Origin of the sequence: Streptomyces sp. AC512_CC834, from assembly GCF_019049325.1 — a bacterium.
Taxonomy (GTDB): Bacteria; Actinomycetota; Actinomycetes; order Streptomycetales; family Streptomycetaceae; genus Streptomyces.
This window is the reverse complement of the sequence record NZ_JAGMUO010000014.1, coordinates 31,779-51,208: the sequence shown is the minus strand read 5'-3', so window position 1 is coordinate 51,208 and position 19,430 is coordinate 31,779. Positions and strand designations below refer to the sequence as shown.

Annotated in this window: 23 protein-coding genes, 1 tRNA gene and 1 pseudogene; 11 read left to right on the top strand and 14 right to left on the bottom strand. The window is 73.4% G+C overall.

Going from position 1 to position 19,430, the window contains the following annotated elements; genetic code table 11:
- Positions 1–230: 230 nt before the first annotated feature.
- The 7 genes from KUM40_RS04290 to KUM40_RS04260 form a co-directional block, all read right to left on the bottom strand.
- On the bottom strand, positions 231–1,121 hold the full coding sequence (locus KUM40_RS04290) for an RNA polymerase sigma factor SigF (protein ID WP_217162960.1): 891 nt from the start codon (positions 1,119–1,121) through the stop codon (positions 231–233).
- A 182-nt stretch (positions 1,122–1,303) separates the two neighbouring features.
- On the bottom strand, positions 1,304–1,597 hold the full coding sequence (locus tag KUM40_RS04285; protein ID WP_217162957.1) for a Dabb family protein: 294 nt from the start codon (positions 1,595–1,597) through the stop codon (positions 1,304–1,306).
- A gap of 4 nt (positions 1,598–1,601) precedes the next feature.
- Positions 1,602–1,778, bottom strand: coding sequence for a hypothetical protein (locus KUM40_RS04280; RefSeq protein ID WP_217162955.1), 177 nt, complete (start codon positions 1,776–1,778; stop codon positions 1,602–1,604).
- A gap of 87 nt (positions 1,779–1,865) precedes the next feature.
- Positions 1,866–1,950, bottom strand: a tRNA-Ser gene (locus KUM40_RS04275).
- Between the two features lie 109 nt (positions 1,951–2,059).
- Positions 2,060–2,491 (bottom strand): tRNA adenosine(34) deaminase TadA, encoded by a 432-nt coding sequence (gene tadA, locus KUM40_RS04270; RefSeq protein WP_254394576.1) that lies wholly within the window; start codon positions 2,489–2,491, stop codon positions 2,060–2,062.
- Between the two features lie 68 nt (positions 2,492–2,559).
- Entirely contained in the window at positions 2,560–3,114 is a 555-nt protein-coding gene (locus tag KUM40_RS04265; protein ID WP_217163578.1) for a hypothetical protein, read from the bottom strand.
- A gap of 324 nt (positions 3,115–3,438) precedes the next feature.
- The gene (locus KUM40_RS04260) at positions 3,439–3,585 is read right to left on the bottom strand and encodes a hypothetical protein (RefSeq protein WP_217163628.1); all 147 of its coding nucleotides are present in this window, start codon (positions 3,583–3,585) and stop codon (positions 3,439–3,441) included.
- A gap of 336 nt (positions 3,586–3,921) precedes the next feature.
- Between KUM40_RS04260 and upp the strand changes: the two genes are divergently transcribed.
- Positions 3,922–4,557 carry a uracil phosphoribosyltransferase gene (upp, locus tag KUM40_RS04255; protein WP_217162952.1) on the top strand — a complete coding sequence of 212 codons (636 nt, stop codon included), beginning with the start codon at positions 3,922–3,924 and terminating at the stop codon, positions 4,555–4,557.
- Positions 4,558–4,596: 39 nt separating this feature from the next.
- On the opposite strand, the gene KUM40_RS04250 is transcribed toward upp, so the two are convergent.
- From KUM40_RS04250 to KUM40_RS04225, 7 genes and pseudogenes are all read right to left on the bottom strand, one after another.
- Positions 4,597–5,211, bottom strand: coding sequence for a LytR C-terminal domain-containing protein (locus tag KUM40_RS04250; RefSeq protein ID WP_217163576.1), 615 nt, complete (start codon positions 5,209–5,211; stop codon positions 4,597–4,599).
- Between the two features lie 167 nt (positions 5,212–5,378).
- A complete protein-coding gene (locus tag KUM40_RS04245; protein WP_003999914.1) occupies positions 5,379–5,675 on the bottom strand; it encodes a type II toxin-antitoxin system VapB family antitoxin in 297 nt (98 codons plus the stop codon).
- A gap of 202 nt (positions 5,676–5,877) precedes the next feature.
- Positions 5,878–6,012 (bottom strand): hypothetical protein, encoded by a 135-nt coding sequence (locus KUM40_RS42050; RefSeq protein ID WP_302180798.1) that lies wholly within the window; start codon positions 6,010–6,012, stop codon positions 5,878–5,880.
- 94 nt (positions 6,013–6,106) lie between these two features.
- Complete coding sequence (locus KUM40_RS41005; protein ID WP_254394536.1) at positions 6,107–6,655, bottom strand: hypothetical protein; 549 nt, start codon at positions 6,653–6,655, stop codon at positions 6,107–6,109.
- A gap of 90 nt (positions 6,656–6,745) precedes the next feature.
- Positions 6,746–7,429, bottom strand: a complete 684-nt coding sequence (locus KUM40_RS04235) for an HdeD family acid-resistance protein (protein ID WP_217162949.1) — start codon at positions 7,427–7,429, stop codon at positions 6,746–6,748.
- Between the two features lie 141 nt (positions 7,430–7,570).
- Positions 7,571–8,157 (bottom strand): annotated as a pseudogene (locus KUM40_RS04230) (HhH-GPD-type base excision DNA repair protein).
- A gap of 25 nt (positions 8,158–8,182) precedes the next feature.
- A complete protein-coding gene (locus KUM40_RS04225) occupies positions 8,183–8,908 on the bottom strand; it encodes a siderophore-interacting protein (protein ID WP_217162945.1) in 726 nt (241 codons plus the stop codon).
- Positions 8,909–8,993: 85 nt separating this feature from the next.
- Here KUM40_RS04225 and KUM40_RS04220 point away from each other — a divergent pair, with 85 nt between their 5' ends.
- The 10 genes from KUM40_RS04220 to KUM40_RS04175 all read left to right on the top strand — a co-directional run bounded on the left by KUM40_RS04220 (position 8,994) and on the right by KUM40_RS04175 (position 19,323).
- Positions 8,994–11,240 carry a penicillin acylase family protein gene (locus KUM40_RS04220; RefSeq protein ID WP_217162943.1) on the top strand — a complete coding sequence of 749 codons (2,247 nt, stop codon included), beginning with the start codon at positions 8,994–8,996 and terminating at the stop codon, positions 11,238–11,240.
- On the top strand, positions 11,233–11,853 hold the full coding sequence (locus KUM40_RS04215) for a GNAT family N-acetyltransferase (RefSeq protein ID WP_217162940.1): 621 nt from the start codon (positions 11,233–11,235) through the stop codon (positions 11,851–11,853). Before KUM40_RS04220 ends, KUM40_RS04215 begins: the two co-directional genes overlap by 8 nt.
- A complete protein-coding gene (locus tag KUM40_RS04210; RefSeq protein WP_217162938.1) occupies positions 11,850–12,341 on the top strand; it encodes a cupin domain-containing protein in 492 nt (163 codons plus the stop codon). The genes KUM40_RS04215 and KUM40_RS04210 overlap by 4 nt, the downstream gene beginning before the upstream one ends.
- Entirely contained in the window at positions 12,338–13,144 is an 807-nt protein-coding gene (locus tag KUM40_RS04205; RefSeq protein WP_374227339.1) for an SDR family NAD(P)-dependent oxidoreductase, read from the top strand. The genes KUM40_RS04210 and KUM40_RS04205 overlap by 4 nt, the downstream gene beginning before the upstream one ends.
- A gap of 195 nt (positions 13,145–13,339) precedes the next feature.
- Positions 13,340–15,154 carry a copper resistance protein CopC gene (locus tag KUM40_RS04200; RefSeq protein ID WP_217162936.1) on the top strand — a complete coding sequence of 605 codons (1,815 nt, stop codon included), beginning with the start codon at positions 13,340–13,342 and terminating at the stop codon, positions 15,152–15,154.
- 240 nt (positions 15,155–15,394) lie between these two features.
- On the top strand, positions 15,395–16,057 hold the full coding sequence (locus KUM40_RS04195; protein WP_217162934.1) for a hypothetical protein: 663 nt from the start codon (positions 15,395–15,397) through the stop codon (positions 16,055–16,057).
- 77 nt (positions 16,058–16,134) lie between these two features.
- On the top strand, positions 16,135–16,716 hold the full coding sequence (locus KUM40_RS04190) for a GNAT family N-acetyltransferase (protein WP_217162933.1): 582 nt from the start codon (positions 16,135–16,137) through the stop codon (positions 16,714–16,716).
- Positions 16,713–17,693: an ABC transporter ATP-binding protein gene (locus KUM40_RS04185; RefSeq protein WP_217162931.1), complete on the top strand. Its 981-nt coding sequence runs from the start codon at positions 16,713–16,715 to the stop codon at positions 17,691–17,693. The genes KUM40_RS04190 and KUM40_RS04185 overlap by 4 nt, the downstream gene beginning before the upstream one ends.
- Positions 17,690–18,484 (top strand): ABC transporter permease, encoded by a 795-nt coding sequence (locus KUM40_RS04180; protein WP_217162929.1) that lies wholly within the window; start codon positions 17,690–17,692, stop codon positions 18,482–18,484. Before KUM40_RS04185 ends, KUM40_RS04180 begins: the two co-directional genes overlap by 4 nt.
- The gene (locus tag KUM40_RS04175) at positions 18,481–19,323 is read left to right on the top strand and encodes an ABC transporter permease (RefSeq protein ID WP_217162927.1); all 843 of its coding nucleotides are present in this window, start codon (positions 18,481–18,483) and stop codon (positions 19,321–19,323) included. The genes KUM40_RS04180 and KUM40_RS04175 overlap by 4 nt, the downstream gene beginning before the upstream one ends.
- Positions 19,324–19,430 lie beyond the last annotated feature (107 nt).

Sequence of the window (19,430 nt, the reverse complement as noted above, 5' to 3'; positions counted from 1 at the left end):
GGCTCCGGCAAACGCGTCTCCGGCAGAATGTCACATGTCGGCAACGCGCTGTAGTGACATGTCGACATCCGAGATGCGAATAGCCCCTGGAAACAGGGGGTCTGACGGTCTTTCGGGCCGATTCCGCCCGCAACGGCCCTGGTGAGCGATTCGCTCTCCCCGGTGACCCCTCGCTCGCGCTTTCGACTCCGTCTCGAGTCCGTGTCGAGGCGTGTCGAGGCGTGTCGAGGTTACGCGTCGATCCGGTTCGCGGACCTCAACCGCTGGAAACTACGCGCCAGTAGCCGCGAGACGTGCATCTGGGAGACGCCGAGTTCCGCGCTGATCTGCGACTGGGTCAGATTGCTGTAATAGCGCAGCAGCAGAATCCGCTGCTCCCGTTCCGGGAGCTGGACGAGCAGGTGCCGCACGAGATCCCGGTGCTCGACCCCGTCGAGCGCGGGGTCCTCGTAGCCGAGCCGGTCGAGCAGCCCGGGCAGCCCGTCGCCCTCCTGGGCGGCCTCCAGCGAGGTGGCGTGGTACGACCGCCCCGCCTCGATGCAGGACAGCACCTCCTCCTCGGTGATGCGCAGGCGCTCGGCGATCTCGGCGGTCGTCGGGGAGCGCCCGAAGGCGGTCGTGAGGTCCTCGGTGGCGCTGTTGACCTGCACCCACAGCTCGTGCAGCCGGCGCGGTACGTGCACCGTGCGGACGTTGTCGCGGAAGTACCGCTTGATCTCGCCGACGACGGTCGGCATCGCGAACGTCGGGAACTGCACGCCCCGCTCGGGGTCGAAGCGGTCGATGGCGTTGATGAGCCCGATGGTGCCGACCTGGACGACGTCCTCCATCGGCTCGTTGCGCGAGCGGAAACGGGCGGCGGCGTAGCGCACCAGCGGGAGGTTGGCCTCGATGAGCGCCGCGCGCACCCGGTCGTGCTCCGGCGTACCCGGCGTGAGGCCCTTCAGCTCGCCGAAGAGCACCTGGGTCAGGGCCCGGGTGTCCGCACCCCGGCTGCGCTGCGGTGCGGGGGCCGAGGCCGGATCCGGAGCCGGGGCCGGGGCCGGGTCCGGGGTCTCCTGGGCCTGGGCGGGCGGCGCGGGCGGCGCGGGCGGGGCTTGAGGCGCAGTACTGGCCGGCACGGTCAACTCCACCTCGTGATCTGTCAACTCTTCCGTCAACTCATCTGTCAAAAGCGGTCATAGCATCACAAGACATGTCCACTGTGTGCAAGCACCGCATAAGGTCGTGTTGAGTGAACGCAGAACGGCCCCGCACCGGTCAGGTGCGGGGCCACAGGCACGGGCCGGAGCGTCCGGTCGTACTAGAACTCGTAGTCGGCGATCACCCAGGTGGCGAACTCCCGCCACAGCGCGACGCCCGCCTGGTGCGCCGGATGCCCGAGGTAGCGCCCCAGGGCGTCGGCGTCGTCCACCGCCGAGTTGATGGCGAAGTCGTAGGCGATGGGGCGGTCGCTGATGTTCCAGGCGCACTCCCACACGCGCAGCTCCTCGATCCGGCCGCCCAGCGCCCGGAAGGCCTCGACGCCCTCGATCACGCGCGGGTCGTCGCGCCCGACGCCGTCGTTCAGCTTGAACAGCACCAGGTGGCGGATCATCTCGTCACTCTCCTCCGTTGGCGGCCCAGGTCATGAAGTCGCCGACGGAGCTCGCCGCGTCGGATATGCCCTCGAAACCTATCTGGACGTAGTCGGCGGCCTTCTCCGGATCCGTGATGATCACATACAGCACGAAGACCACGAGCACATAGACGGCGATCTTCTTCGAGTTCACCGCCACCGCGGCCTCCCCTGTCCCTTCGACTCACGCCTTCGACCGCTCATGATCGCACGAAGGGCCCCGTCTTTCGACGGAGCCCTTCCAAAGCGGTAGCGGTGGGATTTGAACCCACGGTGACTTGCGCCACACTCGCTTTCGAGGCGAGCTCCTTCGGCCGCTCGGACACGCTACCGAGAGAGACCTTACAGCACGGTGCGGCATGGTTTGAAATCGGTATTCGACGGTCGTGGGGACGCCCCGAGCAGCCCTCCGCGCGGTGTTGGGCGGTGTCTCCGGCGGTGTCAGCGGTCGCGGAAGAAGTCCGTGAGCAGGCGGGCGCAGTCGTCCGCGAGAACGCCCTCGATCACCTCGGGACGGTGGTTGAGGCGCCGGTCGCGCACGACGTCCCACAGGGACCCCGCCGCGCCCGCCTTGTCGTCGCGGGCGCCGTAGACGACGCGGTCGACGCGGGACTGGACGAGCGCGCCCGCGCACATCGTGCACGGCTCGAGGGTGACGACGAGCGTGCAGCCGGTCAGCCGCCACTCCCCCAGTCCGGCGGCCGCCCGCCGGATCGCGAGGACCTCGGCGTGGGCCGTCGGGTCGCCGGTGGCCTCGCGTTCGTTGTGCCCGGCGGACAGCACGGTGCCGCCGTCCGGCGCCAGCACGACGGCGCCGACGGGGACGTCCCCGCCCCGCACGGCCCGCCCGGCCTCGGCCAGGGCGAGCCACATCGCGGCCCGCCACCGGTCGCGCACCGGGTCGGGCGGTGCTCCCTCGGGATCCTCCTCGGCCGGCGCGGTCAGCGGACGGTCTCCAGGACGTCGGAGGCGCCCAGGGCCTCGGCGATCTCCCCGACCGCGTCCCCGGACATCGAGCGCAGCTCCTTCTCGCTCACGCCGAGGTCGTCGAGGACCTCGGCGTCGCCGACCGGCCCGTGCGGCACGGCCTCGCCCGAACCGGCGGCCGCGTCACCGCCGTCGGCCCCGTCACCGTCGTCGGCCTCGTCGTCGGACTCACCGTCCTCCGTGCCGTCGAGGTCGAGGGCGTCGAGGTCGTCGCCGTCGTCACCGGGCTCCCGGCCGAGCAACTCGTCGGTGAGCAGGATCTCGCCGTAGCTGCTGCGGGCGGCCGCGGCGGCGTCGGAGACATAGATGCGGGGATCCTCCTCGCCGTCCACCCGGACGACTCCGAACCACGCGTCCTCCTGCTCGATCAGTACGAGCACCGTGTCGTCGTCGGGAGAGGCCTCCCGGGCCAGGTCGGCCAGATCCGACAGGGTTTCCACATCGTCGAGCTCTCTGTCGCTCGCTTCCCACCCGTCTTCGGTGCGCGCGAGCAGTGCGGCGAAGTACACCGTGACTCTCCCACTGGTCATAGACGTGCCGGTTGGGGATCCCCCCGGCGGAGGCTACGGGCGGGGGAGCGGTGCTCCGAGCCCCACCCACTCGGAATCGTGGCAGAAACAAGGCGCTCAGGGGACGTCTTCCGCGCCCTGTGTCCGGCGGTTTTGACCGGCGTCCGGAAAGCAGGGCCCCGGACCGCCGCCCAGCAGCGCCTTCGTCGCCACCACGTGCGGATCGTACGCGGATTCTCGCCGTCCCCACGTATGTCCGTCTTCGCCAACGTCGGCGCGGCGCGCGATCTTCCCCGGGCGGGTCAGAGAGTTGGCCCGGGGGAGCTACCAGCGGAAGGTGCGCATGCGCATCGCGTGCCGCAGCCGGGCGGTCTTGGCGCGACGCGGCTGGACGCGGTCCCGCAACTCCCGGGCCTCCGCGAGGTCCCGCAGGAACTGCGCCCGGCGTCGGCGCCGTTCGGCCTCGCGCACCGGTTCCGGATCGCGCACCGGAGCCGGAGCCGGATCACGGTCCCGAGCGGGATCGCGGTCCCGAGCCGGTGCGCGGCCCGGAGCGGGATCGCGCACCGGCTCCGGATCGCGGTCCGGATCTGTACTCGGTTGCGTCCCGCGGCCCGTACCCCGCTCCGCGCCGGGGAACGGCATCTTGTGGAAGTCCCGGTCAGGCACAGTCTCACCACCCAGCGTCCGTCCCTCCCACCTTCCCCCGGCCGGGTGGTTTGACGCCCGCGAACGAGTGGAGCCGCCGCCCGGGGCTTGCCCGCCGCGGGGACGCCGGTGTCTCGGGGCCCGGTTACTGTGGTGGACATGCGTCTCCACGTCGTCGACCACCCCCTGGTCGCCCACAAGCTCACCACGCTGCGCGACCAGCGCACCGACTCCGCGACCTTCCGCCGTCTCGCCGACGAGCTGGTCACCCTGCTCGCCTACGAGGCCACGCGCGACGTGCGCACCGAACAGGTCGACATCCGCACGCCGGTCTCGCAGACCACCGGCGTCAAGCTCTCCCACCCGCGTCCGCTGGTGGTGCCGATCCTGCGGGCCGGCCTCGGCATGCTCGAGGGCATGGTCCGGCTGCTGCCGACCGCCGAGGTGGGCTTCCTCGGCATGGTGCGCGACGAGGAGACGCTCCAGGCCTCCACCTACGCCACGCGCATGCCGGACGACCTCTCCGGGCGTCAGGTGTACGTCCTGGACCCGATGCTGGCCACCGGCGGCACCCTGGTCGCGTCGATCCGGGAGCTGATCAAGCGCGGCGCCGACGACGTGACGGCCGTGGTGCTGCTCGCCGCTCCCGAGGGCGTCGAACTCATGGAACGCGAGCTGGCCGGCACCCCCGTGACGGTCGTGACCGCCTCGGTCGACGAGCGCCTGAACGAGCAGGGTTACATCGTGCCGGGCCTGGGCGACGCGGGCGACCGGATGTACGGGGCGGCCGAGTAGCCACCCCCGGGCTGCTCACAGCCGCCCCCGGAGGGCCGGTCAGCAGCTCTTCTTCTCCGCGGCGGGCGTCGCCTTCGGCGCGCTCAACCGGGCCAGCGCCGCGTCGGCGTCCGCCGGCTTCGCCAGCCCCTTGAAGCCCTTGCCGATGATCAGATCGACGGCGGCGCCCTTGCGGGCCGCGTCGGTGCGGTGTTCGGCGCCGGGCACCTGGGTGCCGAGCACGGGGAGCGAACTCTTCAGGGCGGCGGCCGGGCCGAGCAGGAGACCCGTGCCGTCGACCTTCTTGTCGTACTCCTTGGGGGCGTTGCTCACGTCGCCCACGCGGAAGCCGCGCTTCTTCAGCTCGTCGGCGGTCTTCTGCGCCAGGCCGCTGCGGGTGGTCGCGTTGAGTACGTTGACGGTGACCTGACCCGGCTTCGGCAGCACCACGGCCGCGGGCGAGGCGCTCGCCTTCGCGGTGGTGGCACAGCCCGCAGCGCCGGCCGCCGAGGCCTTGTCGCCGCCGGTGAAGACGTCGATGAGCTGCAGCGTGCCCCAGCCGAGCACGCCGAGAACGGTGACACAGGCGACGGCGACGAACGCGATCCTGCCGCGTCGTCGTGCCGGGCGCATCCGCGGGTACTTGTCCCCCGTGATCTTGTACTGGCCACCCATGCCGGGAGGAGTCAGCATGCTCATGGGCGCAGCGTAGTGCGCTGGAGCGGCGATGCCTATTAGATGATCAGTCGACGTTCCGTGGTTCGGTGCAAGGCAACCCGAAAGGGTCAACCGGGAGCTCCGCCGGGGGCTGATTGGGGCCGTCTGGGGCCGTCGTGGTCCGGTCAGTCGAGTTCGAGGACCCGGGCGTGCAGCACCTGGCGCTGCTGGAGTGCGGCCCGCACCGCGCGGTGCAGCCCGTCCTCCAGGTACAGATCGCCCTGCCACTTCACGACGTGCGCGAAGAGGTCGCCGTAGAAGGTGGAGTCCTCGGCCAGGAGCGTCTCCAGGTCGAGCTGGCCCTTGGTCGTCACGAGCTGATCGAGGCGGACCGGGCGCGGCGCGACGTCCGCCCACTGCCGGGTGCTTTCCCGGCCGTGGTCGGGGTACGGCCGGCCGTTTCCGATGCGCTTGAAGATCACACGGAAAGCCTACCGGCCCGGACGTTGCGGGCGCAGCCATGGCGCCGGAGTGCGGCGCCGGAAATGACGCCGGAAACGGGATCAATCGGGACCGGGCCTGCGGGACGGGCGACGGTGAGGTCTGTGGGACGGGTGACCGCGAGGGTCTTCCGCCCGCGGCGGAGACGGTGCGTGACCCGCCTCCGCCGTCCGGACCCTCCCGTCAGCCACGCCTCCGTTCCCGGGTGGGGAGCCGCTGTTCGCCCGCGGCCTGCGGGGCGGTGCCGGGCTTGGGGGTGCGGCGGGCGGCCTCGGCGCGCAGGAGGGCGCGCAGGACGGCGTAGGGGTCGTTGGGCATGGTGGTTCCTCGTTCCGCGTTCCTGGTTCCGTGTATCGCGTGGTGTCGCGTGGTGTCCCTGTTCGGGCGGGACCGGCGGACCGGTCCGGCGCGGTCAGCAGCGCAGCACCACGGAGCGCGGGCCGCGCGAGGAGGGCGGCGACCCGGTCGGAACGAGGACCGAAGGGAAGCGGACACGGCGGCGACGGCCTGCCACGGAGGATGCCGGAGCCGGCCGGACCACGGCGGCACGCCGGCCGCCGCGGGCGGGCGAGCGCAGGGCGGTGTCGAGGTGGTCGTACTCCCCCGCCGCGCCGCCCGCGCCGCCCGCGCCGCCCGCGCCGCCCACACCGGCCACCGGCGGGACCGGCGCCGCCTGCGCCGTCACGTGCGTGCCGGGCACGATCAGGACGAGCAGCAGCACGATCAGGACCCGCAGCCAGGCGCCGCGGCGTCCCCCGCGCGCGCCGGGTCCCTCGTGTCCCCCGAGCGCGGCGCGTCCCCCGCGTCCCCGTCCCCCGCGTCCCTCGCGTTCTCCGCGTGCCCCGCCTCCCTCGCCTCCCCCGCGCTCTCCGCGCTCTCCGCGCGCTCCGCGTCCGGCGCGCGCGGCACGGAGGGCGCGGGCGGCGCGGGTGGTGGCAGGGGCGTGCGGTGCGGGTGTCACGTCAGTCGTGTCCCCGCCCGGCGTACGCCGTCCATCGCGCCGGCGACGAGAACCGCTCGCTCGGCGTAGGGAAGGGCGGGCGGCGCCCGTTCACGGGGTGCGGGGCACCTCATGCGTACGCCCGCGCAGCCGCACGGACGTGACGATCTCGACGACGCCGACCACGACGAGCCACCAGCCGCCGACCAGCATCAGAACGGTGGCCGACTCGACCGGCGAGTCGATCATGACGACGCCGGCGACGACGGTGACCACGCCGAGGAAGATGTGCCAGCCGCGCGCGGGCATCGCGGGGTCGTGCACGGCCGCCACGATCTGCGTGACGCCGCGGAACAGCCAGCCGATGCCGATCCACAGCGCGAGCAGCAGCACCGACTGCAACGGGCCGCGGAAGCAGAACAGACCCAGCAGGATCGACACGGCGCCGCTGATGAAGGCCAGCACCCGCAGCGAGGTCCTGCGGTGCGTGCCGAAGGCGGCGGCCAACTGAAGGATGCCGCTGATGACGAGGTAGAGGCCGAAGAGCACGCCTGCGGCGAGCAGCGAGGCGCCCGGCCAGGCCAGGACCAGCACGCCCAGGATCAGCGAGGCGACACCGGTGAACAGCACGGTCTGCCAGGCGGCACGGGACAGCAGGTGCAGCGGCCCCTCGAAGGCCGGCTCGGGCTCGGGCTCCTGCCGTCCGGCGGCCGGTGTGTGCGTCCCGTGCCGGGCGTGCACACCGCGGTCGTCGTACGCCGCCCCTCCGGGGGACCCGCCAGGTGGTTCGGTCATGCCCCATGCTGCGAGCACCCGCGACGCGCCCGCCACCGGAGACGGTCCACGGGGCTGACGCGGGTGCGGGGTGCGGGGTGCGGGGTGCGGGGTGCGGGGTGCGGGCGCGCGGGGCCGGCGCCGCCGCGGACCGGGGGCCGCCTACTTGCCGGAGGCGGCCTTCGCCGCGGCCTTCATCTCCTGCTTGTGGGCGCGCACCTTGGTCAGGGACTCCGGCCCCGTGATGTCCGCGACGGACCGGAAGGAGTCGGGTTCGCCGTACGCGCCCGCGGCCTCGCGCCACCCCTCGGGACGGACGTCGAGCTGCTTGCCAGCAGGGCGAGGAAGATCTGGGCCTTCTGCTTGCCGAAGCCCGGCAGTTCCTGGAGCCGCTTCAGCAGCTCCTTGCCGGTGGAGACGCCCCGCCAGACGACCTCGGCGTCACCGTCGTACGTCTCGACGAGGTACCGGCACAACTGCTGGACGCGGCCCGCCATCGAGCCGGGATAGCGGTGCACGGCCGGCTTGTCGGACAGCAGTGCGGCGAACGCCTCCGGGTCGTACGCGGCGATGTCGTGCGCGTCCAGGTCCTCCGCCCCCATGCGCCGGGCGATGGTCGACGGCCCCTTGAACGCCCACTCCATGGGCACTTGCTGGTCGAGCAGCATGCCGACCAGCGCGGCGAGCGGACTGCGCCCGAGCAGCTCGTCGGCCTCGGGGTCCTGGGCGAGGTGAAGTGTGACGTCCATGGTCAAGATGATCGCGCGTAAGGGCTCAGCTCGCGCGCCAGTACCCCAGCGCGTTCACCCGCTGCTTGGGAACGCCCAGCTCCTTGCGGACGTACGAGGCCAGCGCCCGCGTGGTCGCCGTGTCGCAGGCGATCCACACGAACGGCTCGGACGTGGACCGCAGCAGCTCCGGCAGCGCCTCCTTCACCCGCGCGACCAACTGCGCACCCGCGTCCCGGCGCGGAACCGCGTGGACCTCGTGCCGCTCGGGGACGGTGCGGAAGGGCAGCCCCTCGTCCGTGCCGCCCTCGAACCAGATGGTCGCCGGCACCGGCCCCAGCGCGTCGAGGAGGGAGTTGAGGGCGGGCAGGGACGCCGGGTCCGCGATCGCGAAGACACGGGAGGGCGGGGGCTCGGGCACCTCGAAGCCGGTGCCCTGGACCGTCGCCTCGATGGTGTCGCCCGGCTTCGCCGCCCGCGCCCACTCGCTCGCGCACCCCTCGTGCAGGGCGAACTCCATGCCGAAGGTGCCGGCCGCCGGGTCCGGGTCGACCAGCGTGTACCCCCGCTGGTGCGGCTTGCCCGCGTTGTCGAACCACAGCCGCACCCACATCGTGGGGTGGACGCCGGTCGCCGCCAGCATGCCGCCGTCGCTCAGGCGTAGCCGCCGGTAGTGCGGCGTCACGTCCTCGGTGTGCGTCACGGTGAACTCGAAGTCCTTCGCGCGCATCAGCTTGAGGACCGCGCCCTCCCAACCCCGCCCCTGCCCCATGATTTCTTCACCCTTCACGTACTATTCGGCCACCACGTACAAGAACTTAGGTGAGCCTAACCTAAAGGAAAGTGGAGGCACAGGGGTGAGCGCCGAGACCTACCGCGACGCCTGGGGGATCCCGCACCTGCGCGCGGACACCCCGCACGAACTCGCCCGCGCCCAGGGCCGGGTGACCGCCCGCGACCGCGCCTGGCAACTGGAGGTCGAGCGGCACCGCGCCCAGGGCACCTCCGCGTCCTTCCTCGGACCCGGGGCCCTGTCCTGGGACCGCCTCGCCCGCCGCGCCCGGCTCGCGGACACCGCACGCCGCTGCTTCACCGCCCTGGAGGAGAAGGACCCGGAGACGGCCGCCTGGGTACGGGCGTACGTCGACGGCGTGAACGAGGTGCTGGCCGAGGTGCCGACCGAGGTGCCGGTCGACGGGCCGGTCGACGGGCCGACCGAGGGGCCGGTCCAAGGGCCGGGAGACGGTGGACCCGCCCCCGAGTTCGCGCGCACCGGCCTCGCCCCCGGCCGCTGGGAGCCCTGGACCCCGCTCGGTGTCTGGCTCGCCACGCACATCCTCTTCGCGGGCTTCCCCGCCAAGCTCTGGCGCGAGCACATCACCGCGCACCTCGGCCCGGAGGCCGTCGCCCTCTTCGCCGCCGACGGCCCCGGCACGGCGGGCAGCAACGGCTGGCTGGTGAGCGGCGAGCGGACCACGACCGGACACGCGGTCATCGCGGGCGACCCGCACCGCTTCATCGAGGACCCCGGCGTCTACCAGCAGATCCACCTGTCCTGCCCGGAGTTCGACGTCGTCGGCCTCGCCGTGCCCGGCGTTCCCGGCGTCGCCCACTTCGGCCACACCGGCACGGTCGCCTGGGCCATCACCAACGCCATGGCCGACTACCAGGACCTGTACCGCGAACGACTGCGCCGCACCGGCGCCGGTGTGGAGGCGCTCGGCCCCGACGGCACCTGGCACCGCGCGGCCCGGCACACGGAGCTGATCCGGGTCGCGGGGGACTCGGAGGGTCTGGGTAACTCGGGGGAGGAGATCGTCGAGGTCGAGGTCATCGAGACCGACCGGGGCCCGGTGATCGCCGGCGGTCCCGAGGGCCTCGACGACGGCACCCCGGCCGCCCTCAGCCTGCGCTACCCGCCCCGCGTCACCGCCGACCTCGGCTTCGGCGCCCTGCTGCCGCTGCTGCGGGCCCGCCGGGTCGCCGACGTGGACCGCGCCCTGGACGCGTGGGCCGAGCCGGTCAACGTCGTGCAGGCCGCCGACACCGAGGGCGGGCTGCTGCACCGGGTCGCGGGGCGCGTACCCGTGCGCCCCGCCGCCAACGGCCTGCGCCCGGTGCCCGCCTGGGAACGCGGCCACGAGTGGACCGGCTGGCACACCCCGCCCCGCGCCGGACTCACCGCAGGCGTCGCCGTGATGGCAAACCAGCGCGGCCCGGCCACCCCGCTCGGCGTCGAGTTCGCCCCGCCGCACCGCGCCGACCGCATCGCCGCCCTGCTCGCGGAGAAGGAGCGCTGGTCGGCGGCGGACATGCCCGCGATCCACACGGACACCCACCTCGGTTCGGCGGGCCCCCTGCTGGACCACCTCACGGCCCTGACCGACCTGACCGACCTGACCGACCTGACCGACCTGACCGACCTCACCGACCGGACCGACCGGACCGACCGGACCGACCTGACCCCCGGGGCCGCCGCCCTCCGCGACCGCCTTCTCGCCTGGGACCGGCGCATGGACGCCGACAGCACCGACGCGGCGGTGTACGCGGCCGTGCGCGCAGCGGTCGTACGCGGTCTCGCGGCGCACCCTGTCCTCGCCGCGGCGTCCGTGCCGCCCGCGTACCCCGAGGTGCTGCTGCCGTGGCTGGCGCTCGTACCGCGCGTCGGCCACGCCCTGGAGCACCTGCTGCGCGCGGAGCACCTCTACGGCATCGACCGCGCCGCGACGGTCCGCGCCGCGCTGGAGGAGGTCGCCGCGCGACCGCCCGTCGGCACGTGGGGGGACACGCACCGCCTGGCCCCCTGGCGGGCGCTGCCGGACAGCGGCTCCCGCGCGGCGGAGCCCGGCCTCTCCGGCGACCACGACTGCGTGCTGTGCACCTCCGCCGTGCCCGGCCTCACCGACCGCGCCGCACGCGGGCCGGCCGCCCGGTACGTCTGGGACCTGGCCGACCGCGCGAACAGCCGCTGGGTGGTGCCGCACGGCGCCTCGGGCGTCCCGGGCTCACCCCACCACCGCGACCAGCAGCCCCTGTGGCTCGACGGCGAACTCGTCCCGGTGATCACCGACTTCACCCGGCTCACGAAGGAATCCGATGTCTGACCGGCACACGCCCCCGTACGCCGACCGCGCCCCCGTCCACGAGCAGTACCTCGAGGGCTTCGGCACCGTCCGCGTCCTCGCCCTCGACGCCGCCACGGACGCGGCGGTGATCCATCGCTGGGTGAGCGAGGAGCGGGCCGCCTTCTGGGGCATGAACGGACTGACACGGGATCAGGTTGCCGGGATCTACGCCCACATGGACACGCTCGACACCCACCACGCCTTCCTGGTCGTCAAGGACGGCGAGCCGGTCGCCCTGCTCCAGACCTACGACCCGGGGGCCGACCGGGTGAGCGAGTGCTACGACGTCGAACCCGGCGACATCGGCGTCCACCTGCTGCTCGCCCCCGCAGGAACCGGGGGCGCGCGGCCCGGCTGGACGGCCGCGCTGGCGGCGGCCCTCATGGCGTACGTCCTGCTGGGCCTGGACCGGACGCGGATCGTGGTCGACCCGGACGTGGACAACGAGAAGGCGATCGCCCGCTTCCTCAAGCAGGGCTTCACCGCCGGACCGGCGGTCGTCCTGCCCGAGGTCGACCTGCCGGACGTGCACCTGCCGGAGAAGAAGGCGCAACTCGCGTTCCTCCGCCGGGAGGTAGCGTTCGCCGGGTGACTTCCCCGCCGACCGCCGAGGACCTGATCACGCACTACGGGCTGGAGCCCATCCCCCGTGAGGGAGGCCTGTTCAGACGTACCTGGGCGGGCCCCGAGCGCCCGGACGGACGCCCGGCGGGCTCGGCCGTCGTCGCCCTGCTCACCGCCCGCCCGGGCGACTTCTCCGCCCTGCACCGGCTGCCCACCGACGAGGTCTGGCACTTCTACCTCGGCGACCCGCTGGAGCTGCTGCTCCTCGCCCCGGACGGCGGCGCGCGTACGGCCGTGCTGGGACCGGACGTCCTCGGCGGGCAGCACGTGCAGTTCACCGTGCCGGCCGGGACCTGGATGGGCGGCCGGGTGGCCGAGGGCGGCGCGTGGTCGTTCTTCGGCTGCACGATGGCACCCGGATTCACCTACGGGGACTACGAGCACGGCGCCGCCGCCGACCTCACGGCGCGCTACCCGGCCGAGGCCGCGCGGATCGTGGAACTGTGCCGTCCATGACCCCGCCCCCGCCCTCGCCCCCGCCAATGAGCCCGCCCACCCGCCTCCTCGAAGGTCAGGTCGCCCTGGTCACCGGCGCGGGCGGCGGCATCGGCCGGGGGATCGCCCTGCGGTTCGCCGAGGAGGGCGCGGCGGTCGCGCTGCACTGCCGTACGGCGGTGGCGGCGGCGCGGGAGGTGGCTGAACGCGTCCGGGAGCGCGGGGGAAGAGCCACGGTCCTACGGGCCGACCTCACCGACGAGGACGCCTGCCGGGGCCTGGTCGAGCAGGCCGCCGACTGGGGCGGCGGACGGCTCACGGCGCTGGTCAACAACGCGGGCGTGCAGCCGCTGCGGGAGCTGCCCGGCATGACGGCGGCGGAGTGGCGGGCGGTGGTGGACACCAACCTCACCGGCGTCTTCGCGTGCACGCAGGCCGCCGCCGGGATCATGCGGGCCCAGGACGGCGGTGGCACGGTCACGCACATCGCCTCGATCGAGGCGGGCGCCCCCGCTCCCGCCCACGCGCACTACAGCGCCTCCAAGGCGGCGGTCGTGATGCACGCCCGGTCGGCGGCCCTGGAGTACGGCCCGTGGGGTGTCCGGGTCAACTCCGTCTCGCCCGGCCTCGTCGACCGGGAGGGGCTCGCCGAGGCCTGGCCGGAGGGGGTACGGCGGTGGCGGCGGGCGGCGCCGACGGGACGGCTCGGGCGCCCGGAGGACGTGGGCGACGCGTGCGTGTTCCTCGCCTCGCGGCTGGCGTCCTGGGTCACCGGCCACGACCTGGTGGTGGACGGCGGGGTGACGGCACGCCCGTCGTGGTGAGGAGCCGCCGGGCGCGCGGGTGAGCGGGGCGGCCCCCGCGTCCGTACGTATCCCCGAGGCAGTGGGTCCCGACGACGGAGATGCGACGTGAGGTGTGGTGGCGGTGCGCGCGCTGGAGCCCGGGAGCGAGGGGGTGAACGGGACCGGCAGCGAGGGCGGGGGCGGGACCGGGACCGGCGGGGAGTTCAGCGGCTGGTGCTGCTGGGCACCGTGCTGGTCCTGCTCCTCCTCGGCGGCACGGGACCGGCGTCCGCCCACGCCGCCCTCAGCTCCACCGACCCCGAGGACGGAACCGTCCTCCAGCGGGCCCCCCGCCACGTCACCCTGACGTTCAGCGAGTCCGTCGGCCTGCGCGACGACTCCTTCCGCGTCCTGGACCCCGGCGGCCACCGGGTCCACACGGAGGAGGCCGGGCGCGCGGACGGACGGTCCGACACGGCCCGGGTCGCGCTGCCGGGCGGGCTGGACGAGGGCACGTACACGGTGGCCTGGCGGGTGGTGTCGGCCGACAGCCACCCCGTCTCGGGCGCCTTCACCTTCTCCGTGGGCAAGCCGTCGCAGACGGCCGTGCCCGTGGACCCCGGTCCTACGGAGGACCCGCTGACCGCGGCCCTCCACAAGATCGCCCGCTATCTCTCCTACCTCGCCGCGGCCCTGCTCATCGGCATCGCCGCCTTCGTCGCCCTGTGCCGCCCGCCGGACCCCGTCGCGCTGCGCCGGCCGCTGGTCGCGGGCTGGTGGACCCTGCTGGGGGCCACCGTCGCCCTGCTGGTGCTGCGTGCCCCGTACGAGGCGGGGACGGGACCGTCGGCGGCCCTGGACGCGGGCGCGCTGGGCGACACCCTCACGACCCGCCCCGGCATCCTGCTGCTGGTCAGACTGGCACTGCTCGCGCCGGTCGCGCTGTTCCTGGTACGTGCGGCCCGGGTGGACCGTGACCGGGCGCGCACCCCGCTCCTCCTCGCCGCGGTGGGCGCCGTACTGGCGGTCGGCCTCGCCCTGACCTGGGCCGCCGCCGAGCACGCCTCGGCCGGGATACAGGTGCCGGTCGCGATGACGTCCGCCGTGCTGCATCTGCTGGCCACCGCGGTCTGGCTCGGCGGTCTCGTGGCCCTGCTGGCCACCCTGCGCTCCACCCCGGACGCGGCCACGGTCGCCCGCTTCTCCCGGATCGCCTTCGCCTCCGTGACCGTCCTGGTCGTCACCGGCGTCTACCAGTCCTGGCGCGGCCTCGGCTCCTGGCAGGCGCTCACCGGATCGACGTACGGCAGGCTGCTGCTGGTCAAGTTGGCCTTGGTGGCCGTACTGCTGGCCGCGGCGGCGGTGTCCCGGAGGTGGACGGCGGCGCTGGTGACGGCGGAGACGCGCGTTCGGGAACGGGACCGGGACCGGGACAGTGCGCGCGAGCGGTCCCCGGAGCCCGTGCCGGTGTCGGTGTCGGTGTCGGCCGACGGCCCACCCGCCCCGGCGCCGGCACCGTCCGAACCGGATCTGCCCGTGTCGGATCCGCCCGCCGCCGGGGCAGCCCTCCGGCGCGGGTTGCGCCGTTCCGTCCTGGTCGAGGCAGCCGTCGCCGCCGTCGTCCTCGTGGTCACGACCGTGCTGACCAGCACCCCGCCCGGCCGGGCGGCGGACGAGGCGGCGCGGGCCGCTCCGGCGGGCGGAGTGCTGCCCGCGTCGGTCACCACGATCCCCTTCGAGGTCGGCACCTCCGGCCGCGGCACGGTCCAGATCACCCTGGACCCCGGCCGTACCGGTGACAACGCGGTACAGGCCGTCGTCTTCGGCCCCGACGGCAGCCTGGCCGCCGTACCCGAACTGCGTCTCTCCTTCACCCTGCCCGACAAGGACGTGGGCCCCATCGAGGCGGAACTCGTCGACCGGGGCGGCTACTGGAGCGCCAACACCCTCACCCTCCCGCTCCCCGGCGTCTGGACGATGAAGACGACGGTCCGGGTGTCGGAGATCGACCAGGTGAGCGAGACGCGACGGATACGGATCGAGCGGTAGCGGGCGGGAGCGGGCGTGGCTGGGCGCGCCCTATAACGTTCCGGGTTCCCGACCGCGTGCCGTCGGTGCACGATGCGTGAGCCGTCACCGAGAAGGGTGGCGCAGGCAACGAGGCGCAGGGTTGCCGGACGTCCCGCCGTCCCCGTCGCTGCCAGGGGAAACCGGCCCGGCCGTCCACCTCTGCCCCGTCCGCCGCAGTGCTGGAACCGCTTCGACGTCGAAATCGAAAGGACCGCACACATGATCACGCTCATGACCCCGGCCCCGGCCACCACGCTCCCTGCCCTGGACACACCCGCCCTCGACCCCACCACGTTGAAGGGCGGCCCGACCATCGACAACCGCAGGGCTGTGCGGCGTCCCGCCACGCTGAAGAGCGGCCCGGCCGTAGGCACACGCAGGCCTGTGCGGCGTCCCGCCACGCTGAAGGGCGGCGGCCCGAGCGTCGGCTCCCGCAGGGCTGTCCGCCACCTCGCCACCGCCAAAAACGGTCCCAGCGTCGACAACCGCACGCCTGTCCGTCGCCCCGCCACGCTGAAGGGTGGCCCCAGCATCGGCACCCGCAGGCTTGTGCGGCGTCCCGCCATGTTGAAGACCGGGCCGAGCGTCGGTACCCGCAGGGCTGTCCGCCACCTCGCCACCGCCAAAAACGGTCCCAGCATCGGCACCCGCGCGCCTGTCCGTCGCCCCGCCACGCTGAAAGGCAATGCCCCGAGCATCGGCACCCGCAGGCCCGCCCCCCGCCCCGCCACGCTGAAGGTCGGCCCCGGCATCGGCACCCGTCGCCGCGCCACCCCGCACCCAGCCACCACCACCCCCAAGGCCGCCGTCGGTATCAAGGGCGGGCTGCGTATCGGTGAGCGGTCTGGCAGGTCCGTCCCCGTTGGGCCGGGCCGGTCCTGAACCGACGACTTAGCGGGACGCCGTAAAGAGGCGCAGTAAAGAACCGGCTGGTGGCAGTGGACGGGAGGGGGAGCGGGATGGCGGGAGAGCCGGCGATCACGGTGGAGCGGTGGGACGGGCTGGAGTGTGCCGTGCACCTCGATCTCGTGTTGCCGATGTACAAGGAGATCTGGGTCGAACCGCCCTACCGCGAGGGCCCGAAGGAGATCGCCGAGTTCCTGGACCGGTTCGCGCAGGAGATCCTCCTCCCGCGGGCCCGGCTCGTCGTGGCCCGCTGCGGCGACGCTCCCGTGGGCTACGCCTTCGGCTATCCGCTGCCGTCGGACACCGGCTGGTGGAAGGCGATGGACGAGGAGACAACCGCGGAGTTCGCGTCGGAGACCGGTGAGCGCACGCTGGCCGTCGTCGAGTTGGGCGTACGCCCCGACTGGCGCAGGCAGGGTGTCGCGGCCCGTGTTCACGACCGGCTCCGGGAGGGCCTGGGCGTCGAGCGCGTCACGCTGGCCGTCCGGTCCGAGGCGGAGGCGGCCCCCGCACGGGCCGCCTATGCCGCCTGGGGCTACCGCCAGGTCGGTCACTGGCGGCAGGCCGACGACGGACCGGTGTCGCACATCATGGTGCTGGACCTGCCGACCGGCGCGCACGGGGGCGCCCGGTGACCGGGAACGCGAACGCGAACGCGAACGCCATCGAGATCCGGGAGCTTTCCCGGCGGTATCCGCGCAAGGGGCGGTCGGAGGACCTGTGCGCGCTCGACACCGTGAACCTGACCGTCGCGCACGGCGAGGTGCACGGGCTGCTCGGTCCGAACGGTGCGGGCAAGACGACGCTGTGCCGGATCCTGTCCACGGTGCTGCTGCCCTCGTCCGGCAGCGTCGCCGTGCTCGGGCGGGATGTCGTCCGGCAGGCGGGGGAGGTCAAGCGGCTGATCGGGATCGTCTTCGGCGGCGATCGCGGCCTGTACCCGCGGCTCACCGCCCGGCAGAACCTGGACCTGTGGGCCTCGCTGTACGGGCTGCGGCGCGGCGTCCGCCGTGACCGGGTGGACCAGTTGCTGGAGCGGGTGGGGCTCGCCGACCGGGCCGACGAGCGGGTCCAGGGCTATTCGCGGGGCATGAAGCAGCGACTGCACCTGGCGCGCGGTCTGGTCTGCGCCCCCGGCGTGCTGATCCTGGACGAGCCGACCGTGGGCATGGACCCGGTCGCCGCCCACGACTTCCGTGCCCTGGTACGGGAGTTGCGGTCCGGCGGGCACACCGTCCTGATGACCACGCACGACATGGCGGAGGCCGCCGCCCTCAGCGACCGTGTCTCGTTCCTCGACAACGGGAAGCTGACCCTGACCGCGAGCCCCGAGACAGTGGGTGAACTCGTCACCTCCTACGAGCGGTTGGACGCCCGCGGGCTGCCCGATCCGCTGCGGGAGCGGGTCGGGACGCTGCCCGGAGTGGCGGCGGTGACCGCGGTCGAACAGGACGTCACCCGGATCGAGACCGAGACGCCCGAGGCGACACGCGCCGTGATGCTGCTGCTGGTCCAGGAGGGCGTCACCGACATCGCGCGCAACCGGCCCTTGCTGGAGGAGGCGTATCTCCACCTCATCGGCCGCCGCCGGGGCATGGCGGTCGGCCGGTGACCGTCACCCTGGAGGCTGCCCGGTCCGGCTTCGTGGCCGGGGTGCGCTTCCAGTGGGTGGCCATGCGGCGGGACACCAGCACCTACGACGCGCTGAACATCGCGCCGTTCCAGACGCTGGTGCTGATGTCGGTGATGGAGTTCAGCGGCCGGGGCGACCTCAGCACGTATGCCGTCGTCGCGCCCACCCTGATGACGATGTGGACCTGCTCGTTGATCTTCTCCACCGACCTGGTCTACGAGGACAAGGAGGACGGCCGGATGGAGGCGCTGGTCGCCGCCCCCGCCTCCTTCCCGCTGCTGGTCTTCGGTCGGCTCTGCGGCGTCATGCTGCTGACCCTGCCCGCCTTCGGCCTGGTGCTGCTGGTGGCCGGAGGCGTCTTCGGCTACTGGATGCCGATGCCGCACCCGGTGGTGTTCATGGCCGCCCTGACGCTGGCGGCGGCGGGTGCGGCGGCGGCCGCGACCGTCGTCACGGCGCTGTTCGTGACCCGGCCGGGCGCCTTCGCCCTGGGCAACGCGATGGTCTACCCGGTCCTGCTGCTGAGCGGTGTGCTGGTCCCCGCGTCGAAGCTGCCCGGCCCGCTGGAAGCGGTCAGCCGGCTGAGTTACCTGGCGTGGGCGGCGGAGCTGCTGCGGGACGCGGCCGACCCGGCGCCGGTGCCGTACGCCCTGCCACGCCTGGGGGCGATGCTGCTGCTCGGTGTACTGATGCTGGCGGTCGGCGCGGTGGTCCTGACGCGGTTCCTGCGCCGGGCGCGGGAACTGGGCACGCTGGCCGGTGACATGTGACCGGCATCCGACCACACGGGGGAGGCGGCGGCGGGACGCCGACGGGCCGTCTCGTCGCCGCCGCGGGCGCGGTCCGCCAGGGCATCGTGGTGACCACCGAGGACTTCAAGTCCTTCTACACCTGGCGGACCTGGCTCGGCGGCTGGCTGGTGCGGCTGCTGTGCCAGGTGCTGTTCTTCAGCCAACTGGCCACGCTCGTGGGCGACCCCGCGTACGTGGTGCACGTCGTGATCGGCGCCTCGCTGCTGGTCGGTGTGCTCCAGGCGATGCAGGGCGCCTCCACGGCGGTACGCGACATCCTGCTGGGAACGCTGCCGCTGCTCGCCGCGTCGCCCGTCGAGCCCGGCTGCTTCTTCTGGGGACGCAGCCTGTGCTGGCCGCTGTCCGGCGTGGTGAGCAGCTCGATCGTGCTGTTCACCCTGTCGCCGCTCTTCGGGACCTCGTGGACGCCGGCGCAGGTGCCCCTGGCCGTGCTGCTGGTGCTGCTGACCACGCTCGCGACGTACTGCGTGGCGCTGGTGATGGGCGCCGTCACCCTGCTGGTCCCCTTGGCCAACAACATGATCGGTTCGCTCGGCACGATGGCCACCACGGTGCTCTGCGGCGCGATCACCCCGGTGCACTTCTGGCCGGGCCCGGTCCAGGCCGTCGCCCAGACGCTTCCGGCCACCCATGGACTGTCCGCCCTGCATCTGCTCGAGGCGGGCGCGGGACTCGGCCCGACGGCGTACGCGGCCGGACGCGCCGCACTCGCCGGACTGTGCTGGCTCGCACTGGGCCTGGCCGGCTACCGGCTGCTCTTCCGCCATGCGCGCCGAGGCGGTTCCCTGCTCACCTGAAGCCCGTCCGCCACGGACACGGACACGAAGACAGACGCAGACACGGACACGGACCGAGCGGCAGCGGGCGGACCGCCCCGCCCCGCCCCGTCATTCACAGCGCGACC

Excerpts from the sequence above, each read along its gene's own strand:
- KUM40_RS04285 (WP_217162957.1), bottom strand. The coding sequence starts at position 1,597 with ATGATCCGCCACCTGGTGCTGTTCAAGCTGAACGACGGCGTCGGGCGC.
- tadA (WP_254394576.1), bottom strand. The coding sequence starts at position 2,491 with ATGTGGCTCGCCCTGGCCGAGGCCGGGCGGGCCGTGCGGGGCGGGGAC.
- upp (WP_217162952.1), top strand. The coding sequence starts at position 3,922 with ATGCGTCTCCACGTCGTCGACCACCCCCTGGTCGCCCACAAGCTCACC.
- KUM40_RS04250 (WP_217163576.1), bottom strand. The coding sequence starts at position 5,211 with ATGGGTGGCCAGTACAAGATCACGGGGGACAAGTACCCGCGGATGCGC.
- KUM40_RS42050 (WP_302180798.1), bottom strand. The coding sequence starts at position 6,012 with ATGCCCAACGACCCCTACGCCGTCCTGCGCGCCCTCCTGCGCGCCGAG.
- KUM40_RS04235 (WP_217162949.1), bottom strand. The coding sequence starts at position 7,429 with ATGACCGAACCACCTGGCGGGTCCCCCGGAGGGGCGGCGTACGACGAC.
- KUM40_RS04225 (WP_217162945.1), bottom strand. The coding sequence starts at position 8,908 with ATGGGGCAGGGGCGGGGTTGGGAGGGCGCGGTCCTCAAGCTGATGCGC.
- KUM40_RS04215 (WP_217162940.1), top strand. The coding sequence starts at position 11,233 with ATGTCTGACCGGCACACGCCCCCGTACGCCGACCGCGCCCCCGTCCAC.
- KUM40_RS04205 (WP_374227339.1), top strand. The coding sequence starts at position 12,338 with ATGACCCCGCCCCCGCCCTCGCCCCCGCCAATGAGCCCGCCCACCCGC.
- KUM40_RS04195 (WP_217162934.1), top strand. The coding sequence starts at position 15,395 with ATGATCACGCTCATGACCCCGGCCCCGGCCACCACGCTCCCTGCCCTG.
- KUM40_RS04190 (WP_217162933.1), top strand. The coding sequence starts at position 16,135 with ATGGCGGGAGAGCCGGCGATCACGGTGGAGCGGTGGGACGGGCTGGAG.